The following is a 9,449-nucleotide window of genomic DNA, read 5'->3' as shown; positions in this document are numbered from 1 at the left end:
TTGTAGGTCACCGTGTCGGTGGTGCCGTCCGCCGCCACCGACTTGGTGTAGTCCAGCGTTCCATCCGCGTGCCAGCGCTCCGTCAGCCACACCTTGCCGGTCGAATCCGTCACCACGTGCTGGCTCGTATAGGTCTGGCCCGTGATGTTGTAGGTGTAGGTGTCGGTATAGTTGGTCGTCTTGTTCAGCGTGGTGACCTTGGTCACAACGCCGTCCGTATAGTTCCGGGTGACGTACGTGCTGCTGCTCTCGACCACCTCGAGGGTGATCTTCCCCGTCGACGGATCGAAGCTGTCCGTGGTCCTGGTGCCGTCCGCCGCGACGATCACCTCGCTGATCTTGTTGCCAGCCGCATTGTAGGTCACCGTGTCGGTGCCGCCGTCGGCGGCGTAGGTCTTGGTGTAGTCCAGCGTGCCGTCGGCGTGGAAGCGCTCGATCAGCCAGATCTTGCCGCTGGCGTCGATCACCTGGTGCTGGCTCGTATAGGTCTGGCCGGTGATGTTGTAGAGATAATGGTCGGTGTAGCCCGTCGTCTTGCTGGTCGTGATGACCTTGGTCAGGACCCCGTCCGTATAGGTGTTGGCGGTATAGGCCGTCGACGTGTCGATGAGCTTCTGGGTCAGGTTTCCGCTCGCCGCGTCGTAGCTGTTGGTGGTCTTGTCGCCGTTGGGGGCGACGATGACCTCGCTGATCTTCTGGCCCGCCGCATTGTAGGTCACCGTGTCGGTGGTGCCGTCCGCCGCCACCGACTTGGTGTAGTCCAGCGTTCCGTCCGCGTGCCAGCGCTCCGTCAGCACAATCTTGCCATTGGCGTCGATCACCTGGTGCTGGCTCGCATAGGTCTGGCCCGTGATGTTATAGAGATAGTGATCCGTGTAGCCCGTTCCCTTATTCGTCGATATGACCTTTGTCAGAAGGCCATCTGTATAAGTTCGGACGGTATACTCGTATGAACTATCTACGATTTCCTGGGTGAGCGCCCCCGTCGAGGGATTGAAGGTGTCCGTCGTCTTGGTGCCGTCCGCCGCGACGATCTCCTCGCTGATCTTCTCGCCCGCCGCATTGTAGATGACCGTGTCGGTGCCGCCGTCGGCAGCATAGGTCTTGGTGTAGTCCAGCGTTCCGTCGGCGTGGAAGCGCTCGATCAGAATAATACTGCCCGTGGCGTCGGACAACTGATGCTGACTCGTATAAGTCTGACCAGTTATATTATATTTATAGTAATCTATCGTTCCATCGCTATGGTACTCGGTTTCGCTATTCACAACACCATTGCTGAGAGTCGTCTCAATTCGATCGGTCTGATTCCCACTCGCATCGAACAGCAACTCGGTCTGCCAGCTTGACTGCCCGTATGACACGTAAAATGTGTACCCGCCATCGATCTTGGCAAGAAGATCGGCATAATTCGCGATCACGTACTGCATCGTTTCAACGGACGCCACATCGAGAACGTGACTATCCGTGAGCGTAATTGAGGTGAGACCGTCGGCCTGGGCGAGCTTGTCCATCTGCGCCACGAATTCCGCAGACGTCATCGTCAAAACCGGATCGACGGTCGTCGCCGTCTCGGAAACAGCTTCGCTCGCGCCGATTTCGATAACGAGCGGGTGATCGCTGACCGGGATCGTGAAAGAACTGACGTTCGTGTAGGTAGCGATGGGAGTCAGACCGTTAAGTGGATCATAGACCCGGACCGATGAAACGGTCTCGCCAAGATCGACGGTGACCATAGTGGTTGCATTGACGATTTCCTGGTCGTTGACATCGTCCCACACCGTCACGTCGGCCCAAACAACGATGTCATACACGTCGCCAGACTTTGTCAGCACCATCGAGTGGGTGTTGGAGAGTGCACCTGTCAGCGTAAAATCCGTATCCTGAGCCGTAGAAGCGCTGCCATCATTGCCATAGGAAAGAATGGTCGTCAGGTTATGGATCGCCGTCGCGGCGAGCTTGGGCGTGCCATCAGCATTGAACAAGCCGAAGCTCGCCTCCTGCGGCTTATCGGCGGTGCCTAGGGTCGGCGTGTCGAGCAACTCGTAGAGATAGGTTTGCGCGGCGCCATTTTCATAAGCATCCAGCATGTTTTGCAGGATCAATTTGGCCTGGGCGCTCTCGCTGGTGCCGATCCCGTTGGCGCTGGACAGCGTAGAATAGCCCGTTTCGGTCACGACGATGGGATCGCCCTGCGACAGGCTTTGTCCACGACCGAAAGCGGCCTCCATCTGCGAGTCCGGGGCCCTTCCCGTATTCGGATAAGGATGGACATTCGCCGCGTCGGAATAGGCCCCCATATCTGTGAGCATGCCATATGTCGACGAGTTGTCGGCTACAGATACATTGTAGACGACAACAGAACTCAGATCCGGATCCGACTTGATCGCCGTGTACAAATCACGCTGAAAGGCTTCGATTGCTTCTACCGAAGTCAAGCCATTATAGGAAAAAGTGGCCTCATTTACCTCATTGGGCCCCTCGACCGCAACGAGGCTTCCGGGATGCTCGGCGACGAACGCCTTTAGAGCCGCGACATAGGCGTCAAGGCCCTCCTCTCCGCCCGCCACCACATAGTCTGCAACCACGAGATCGCAGCGAATTCCACTCGCGGCAAGAGCGTCAACCACCTCCTTGCCCTGGCCATACAAACTGTATGAATCCCGAACGAGCGTAATGTTCAGGTAGTCCAGGCAGTTGATAACCAAACTCGCATTCTTGTAGGCATCGATATAGTTAGATGACTTTGTTGATACCCCAAGAGAATTGACGAAATCAGCCGCACCATTCTGGGTTGTCGCATTTTGAGACATAGGTGGAGCTCCCCGCCAAGACGCATGTCTGCGGATAAATATTTCTGGGATGCCGAAGGGAAACTGTCCTAGGCCATCCCTTCTGTAAGGGTATCCGGGATTGCTTAAGCCGAGCCAGCAACCGGAAATAGAGGTTTCAAAAAATCATTCACCGGATACCACGTCCGTCGCGAGGCAATAATTTTCATCTGAAGTTGCGTCGCAACAACGCGCACCATTTTGACTACATTGGCTTGCATCTTGTTTTTTTGCAGCGCAGGACGGCAGACACACTACTCGCTTTGCAATATGCGAAATAAGAATATCTTCTTATTATTTCGACAAGTTCTTTCATACGCGGACCAGCTTCGAGGGCGGCCTCGCGGTCGGGGGTATATTGATAACGCATCCCAAGGCAGCCCCCTCAAAGCGCGACATATCGCCACGCACACGATGCCGACCTCGTTCGCTCCCTGCGCTGTGCATCAGCACTCCATTCCACGCAGCCTCCTGCGGCGATGCACACTATCGGATAAGTTGAATCGCAGCGCAGATGGCGGCCCAGGACAAGCCGGGCGACATTCGGGAACATTCCACCGGAACGACTGCGTGCTACCAATTGAGGCCGTTTGCGTTGTCCATAACGCAGCGGAATCGGCTGGCTCTTGCGTGCAATTGAGCACAGCGTGCCCTGTGAACAGGACAGCCACCTAAACTCTCACCAAGCCGAAGCGTCTCGCCGCAAAGCATGAGCCGCTTTCAACCCGGCATCCGGCTGGCAAATGACCGTGTACCGAAGGCTCTGCTCCGCAGCCAACTCCCACCGCCCCGAACGCACAACACAAATGCGCTCTCAGGACCTGACGCGGAGCTGACAAAAGCTGACACCGATCTGCGACTTAGGAAATGAGCCGGCGCCAGCGTGCGGATCAAGCCGGAGCACAGCGACAGGGACGATGACGGGCCACCCGGCCGCAGCACCTGAGAACCCAGAGTTGTCGGATCGGATGGTGCGAGAAAATCGCCGGAGCCGGCGCGGGAAGGCTCAAGTACGCGCCCCCCTCTTGCCTCCGGAGACGATTCCATCGGCATCGCAAAGACCGGCGCCCCATCACGACTGCCCCTCACCAGCCTTGGCAAGGCCCGTCGCCTGTCAAAGGCCCCGTCGCCGCCGCGACACTGGCCGGCGCTCCGCCGACCGCCTATAGCGGCCGCGCCCCACCCTCGGCCGCACCGGAAACGCGCGCAGGACCGCCCGCTCCATTTCGCCGACCCCGTTCGCGACAGCCCGGGAATTATTCCGCCGCAAATCCCGCCCCACGCGCGCTCTGCGGGAGTGCCTGCTTAGAGAGCGATGGGCGTGACACCCGAGCACTTCGGACAGCGAAAGCGGCGCTGAAGACGTAGCCGACCGTCAACGTTGCGAAAGATGGGCCGTAGCACTGAACCGTGACGGTATAGACATTCATTAAGATGAGCAGCGACAACTTGGCGGTATCGTTGCAGAATTTGACGAAATAGACCTGCAATATCACAAAAATGATGAACGGAAATCCGAGCATCATATAAGTCGTCATATAGAAATTATCGAGCGGGAAGTAGAGATCCGCCAACGCTGTATAGGTCATGGGATAGGCATAGCAGCCCACACCACATCCGATCACCAAGCCGATCGGGAAAATCTCGGCGATCGTCAGGAATGGTCCACGCCACGTATTGTCAATTCGGTCGGACATGCTGCCCAGCATCGGGCTTACCGTCGAGAGGTCAAACCCACCGAATACAAGGATAAGGACGGGCGGAACGAGGACGAGAACGAACGACAGCCGGGCAAGCACCTGGAGGAAGCCGACGGTCTGCCCGCGGCTGCGGAACAGCATGGTGGCGAGGTAAATGATGAAATAGATGAGAATGACGCCCAATGCCGTCTTGCTCGTGGTCACGGAGATCGCCCACACGAGGGCGGGCCACATGAGGATGTTCGTGATCCTGCTGAAATAGGGGCTGATCAACACGTATACGGTAAAGATGGTGAAGGCCGCCATGGTGCTGTCCCCGGCGAAGCCACCGTAGCGCACCTCCCCCCCGGCCCACCACAGCTTGCCTGCAGTTCGCTCGACGCCAAACGCATTCGTGGTGAGACCGATCCACGGGTATTCGATGTAGGGGTTCAGCAGGACGCCGATCACCGACACAATCAGGATCACGACGAGGATCATTCGCGCCCACCGCAACTCGGTCGCGGCACGATTGTAGAATGCAAATCCGACGAAGATCGGTGTGAGGCTCTTGAGGCTCGACAAGAACGTCAAGATATCAAGCTGCATGAACAGGGTGCTGACGATCAGCGAAAATACGAAGTTGACGACAAAAATGGTTCCGATGAGATTTCGCTTAACGAAGATCTGCTGGTATGCGAATATTCCAACGATCGCAAAGCACATGAAATCCGGGATGAACCACAGCATGTCCAGTCGAACGAGGGACAGGGAATAACGCAGGACTCCGGTCAGGCCATCGCGGATCACGAATGCCAGAAACGTCACGACCAGAAAGATGAAGAGGCGATCGCGGCCGCGGTCCCTGGAAGCAACATCGCTCATTCAGTATCCCCAACGGCCAACGCGACCCACCAGCACCGGACCGCGACCTATCTGTCCCATATGGAGCAGGGCGCGTCCACGGCATCAGGCTCCATGATGCCGCGCGACCTGAGCCTGACTGGGCTGGAAGTCTATCATTTCGCCAGGATCCTGGCATAGACCGCGTCGATCTCCCGCACCATGCGATCCAGCGAATAGGTGGAAAGGAAGCGTGCCCGACCGCGCGCGGCAATGGCGCGCAGATCCTCGCGCGTCAGGGACAGCAAGCGCTCCCGCAAAGCGCCCGGATCTTCAGACGGCACCACGATGCCGTATTGACCATCGCCCAGGATCTCCTTCAGTCCCCCGACCGCCGAGGCAAGCACGGGGACACCCAGCCGCATCGCCTCAATGGCCACGAGGCCGAAGCCCTCCCACCGGGATGGCACAACCAGCACGTCGCAGCTGCGCATCTGGGCATAGACGCCGGCTCGATCCAGCCATCCGAGATTGGTAACGTGCGAGGGCAGTTTTTCGGGCAGCTTGAGCTCGTTGACGACGAAATTACCGACGAGGCGGACGCTCAGCGCGTCCTCCTGCCCTTCCACCGCGTCGAGCAGCACGTCGACGCCCTTCTGAAAATCGAAACGTCCGGCGTAAAGCACCTTCAGCCGGTCGTCGTTCCATTCGGCTGCCGGCCCGTCGGGGGCGTCGGCTCTTATCCCGCTCACCACGAGGCTGAGGCGATCCTCGGTAAAGCCGAGATCCCTCGCCCGCTTGTGCTCATGCCGCGAAATCAGGATCACCTGGTCTGCGCTTCGCGACAGCATGCGCTCGACGAGTTCGGCGCCGAGCCGCAGGAAGCGGGCGCCCTTCATGTCCACCGACCAGCCATGGGGACAGAAGACCACCTTGTAGTCGCGCCCGAAGCCGAGGCCGCGGACCACAAGTCCTGCGAATGAGGAGTGCGCGTGGACGACATCAGGCCGAAACTCGGCCCGCGTCTTCAGATAAACTCCAATGAAGTTGAACAGCCCCTGGAAACGAGACTTGCGAGAGAAGGGGATCAGCCTGACCCCGGACTCCAGAACCTGCGGCTCCAGATAGTTCAGCTGACTTTCCGGGACCAGCAACGCGATGCTTTCCGCGCCATAAAGCGCGACTTGCGCCGGAACGAGCTCCGAAAGATAGGACCCCGTGCCTCCAATCACGCTTTCACAAACGTGGAGCAGCCGCATCATGCTCACTCACAGGCGTTCGTCATTGGGAAACTCCCTATCCCTCGACCTGCGCGCAACCTATGCGCGACGCCCGAGAATGATTTACCCAAGGATGCGCCAACGCCAGTCTTTTTTTGCACTTTGCGACAGAATTAGACGAAAGAAAGCCTCCGTTGAGAGAACCTCCACGCCGTGGCCCGACTCTCCCACGGCGATCAGCTGACTTAGCCTGCAGCACGCAAGAAATTTTCCCTCATTTTTCAGGTCATTGTGAATCAAGCGACCTGAATAGCCAGACCGCCCGACCTCTGAACTCGTTCAGCGGGCCGAAACATCCCCCAAATAGGCCGTACCTCAATACAGGCCCGACGAGGATGCTAAGATGCTGCGGCACCACAAGATCATCGTTCAATCAAAGCTCTTGCCGCTCTGATTGGACCAGCGCTTCAGACCCTCGCGCAGGTTATACGGAAAAGTGTAGCCCTTGGACCCGAGCCAATAGGGAAAAATGTCGGTGGAGCGGACCAGCTTCATCACGCGTTCGGGATGGATACCGATATTCAGGAACTGTGTCTTACCCATGGCGGTCGCCATGCCCATCACCACCCCGCGCGGGATCATGTAGGTCTTGCCCTTCGGGAAGTGGTCCTCGATGAAGAGGGAGACGACCTGCTCCAGCGTGTAACGCTCCGGATAGGCGGCATTGAAGAACTTGAACGGCTCCGGGCTCCGCTGCGCGAAGCCGATGGCATCAATCAGGTCTTCCACGTAGACACAGGCTTTGATGGTATCCTTGCGGCCGGGGAAGATGAAGAAGCCCTTTTCAAGGAGCCGCGCGAGGCGGGTGAAATTGCCGCGCTCGCCCTGGCCGAAGACCACCGCCGGGCGGACGATCGTGAGCCTGCGCCCCGGCGCCCCGTCAAACCACAGCCGGTGGACCCGTTCCGCCATCAGCTTCGAATAGCCGTAGGCGGATTCCGGCGTCGGCTTGGTGTTCTCGTCCTTCATGCTCTCCGAAGGGCCATAGACGGAGATCGAACTCGTGAACACGATCTCCGGCACGCCCAGCCGCTCGGCCAGAGCCTTGACCTCCAAAGCGCCGTTGATGTTGGTATCATAATATTCCCAAAAGGGGTGGCCCGGCGTGGTGTGGATGGCGGCGAAATTGTAGATGCACTTCACCGGCTGGCTCACCTCGAAGCCGGACAGATCGCGCACGTCCGCAATGCGATAGTCCACGCCCGGCAGCGTCTCGCGCTGGGGCTTGATATCGGCGGAGATGACCGCTTCGCCGGCGGCCGTCAGCTTGCGCGCGAGATGCGTCCCGACGAAGCCGGATCCACCGAAGATGATATTCGCACCCTGCATGATTTGATCCTTCGTTTCCGCGTCAGGCCGACGCAAGCGGCGACGACGACCCGCTCAAAATGGCTTCGATCTTTTCGTAATAGCGCGAGGATTCCGCAGTCCCCTGATAGCCGCGGATCCCGGGGAACAGCGCGTCGCGCTGGGCCCACCAAGCCTGCTGGCCAATGGAAAGCGCACGATCGAGCAGTCCGGACAGCGCGTCGGGCTGGTCGGGATCGTAGCACCAGCCCATTCCATAGCCTTTCAGGACCTCGGGAATACCGCCCCTGTCGGTTCCGATGAGGGGCACGCCATAGACCGCCGCCTCGACGATGATGCGCCCCTGGGGCTCGATCCAGCGCGACGGCACCACCACCACGTCGGCAAGAGCATAGATGCGCTCCGGTGGCACATGCCCCAGGAACTCAACCGGCTTGCCGGCCGCAAGTTCCTTGAGATGGGCGACGTAATCGTCGCGCCCGCGTCCGGCGACGAGCAGCCGTGCCCCATCGGCGCCCTTCAGGCCCGCGAACGCGCGCACCAGATCGCCGACACCCTTGGCCTCGGTCAGGCCGCCCAGATAGCCGAAGGTGAAGACATCGCTCGACGGGGCCTCGCGGCCCATGAGGGCGGCATCGAACTTCTGCTCGCTGGTGTTGGTGTTGTAGAGCACGTGCCACTGCGACTTGGTCAGAAGCCCGTGCTTCAGGATGCGCTCGCGCACCGCGTTGCTGACCGCGATGGCGGTGATGCCCTCACCCGCCCCGACGCCCACGCGCGAGGTCAGGAGGCGGCAGTCGAAGCACTGGCCCTCGCAGTTCTTGCCGTCGCGGAACATGTTGGTCTTCGGGCACAGCACGGCATAGTCGCGCAGGTGCCAGACGATGGGCATCTTCAGCGCCCGTGCCGCGGAAAACAGCGCCGGCTGCATGCGCACCGAATTCTGGGCGTAGAGCACGTCGAAGCCACCGGCCTCGAGAATGCGGGAAATATCATCGCGGCTGGCAGCACCCCAGGCGGCGCGGGCATGCCATTCCAGCTTCTTGAGCGCGCCGGCTGCGGATTGGCGCGCCGCCGGCAGGTGCCAGTTGTGGTAAGGGATGCGCACGATCGTGAAGCCTTCGGGATGGCGATGCGTGCCCACCGGAGCGATGGGATCATCCTCCAGGCCGAGCGCGAGCACCGTCACGTCGTGCTGCCGGCGCGCAAGCTCGATGGCCGCCATGCGGGCGGAGATTTCCGCCCCGCCCTCGTCTTCCGGAGCGAATGTCTGTGACGCGATGCAGATCTTCATGGGTCGTGCTCACACTGCTCCATCCGCCTCGGATCCATCCCGGCCGCAACAGGCGAAAAGCGTGCCGCACGCCTCCGCCGCCGAATGAACCCGAGGGCCCACGCCAGACGCCCGCCTGCGGCCGGCGCCACCCCGCTCGAACCTTGCCTCGTCCCTCACCCGCGGGCAGCCCTTGCCCCGGGCGCCCGCTGATCTCCGTGTGCCCCGCGCCTGGAGC

Annotated in this window: 4 protein-coding genes and 1 pseudogene; all 5 read right to left on the bottom strand. The window is 59.9% G+C overall.

Annotation, left to right across the window (positions count from 1 at the left end; genetic code table 11):
- Window positions 1-2,810 (bottom strand): annotated as a pseudogene (locus K9U40_RS10940) (hypothetical protein); the annotation flags it as partial.
- 1,274 nt (window positions 2,811-4,084) lie between these two features.
- A complete protein-coding gene (locus K9U40_RS10935) occupies window positions 4,085-5,392 on the bottom strand; it encodes a hypothetical protein (RefSeq protein WP_282890229.1) in 1,308 nt (435 codons plus the stop codon).
- 134 nt (window positions 5,393-5,526) lie between these two features.
- Complete coding sequence (locus tag K9U40_RS10930; protein WP_282890228.1) at window positions 5,527-6,612, bottom strand: glycosyltransferase; 1,086 nt, start codon at window positions 6,610-6,612, stop codon at window positions 5,527-5,529.
- Window positions 6,613-6,999: 387 nt separating this feature from the next.
- Window positions 7,000-7,959 (bottom strand): NAD-dependent epimerase/dehydratase family protein, encoded by a 960-nt coding sequence (locus tag K9U40_RS10925; RefSeq protein WP_282890227.1) that lies wholly within the window; start codon window positions 7,957-7,959, stop codon window positions 7,000-7,002.
- A gap of 22 nt (window positions 7,960-7,981) precedes the next feature.
- Window positions 7,982-9,232 carry a glycosyltransferase gene (locus K9U40_RS10920; protein WP_282890226.1) on the bottom strand — a complete coding sequence of 417 codons (1,251 nt, stop codon included), beginning with the start codon at window positions 9,230-9,232 and terminating at the stop codon, window positions 7,982-7,984.
- Window positions 9,233-9,449: the final 217 nt, after the last annotated feature.

The sequence above is a fragment of the Xanthobacter autotrophicus genome (genome assembly GCF_030015065.1).
Classification (GTDB): Bacteria; Pseudomonadota; Alphaproteobacteria; order Rhizobiales; family Xanthobacteraceae; genus Xanthobacter; species Xanthobacter autotrophicus_D.
Note: the sequence above shows the minus strand (reverse complement) of the source record. Positions and strands in the feature narration are given on the sequence as shown.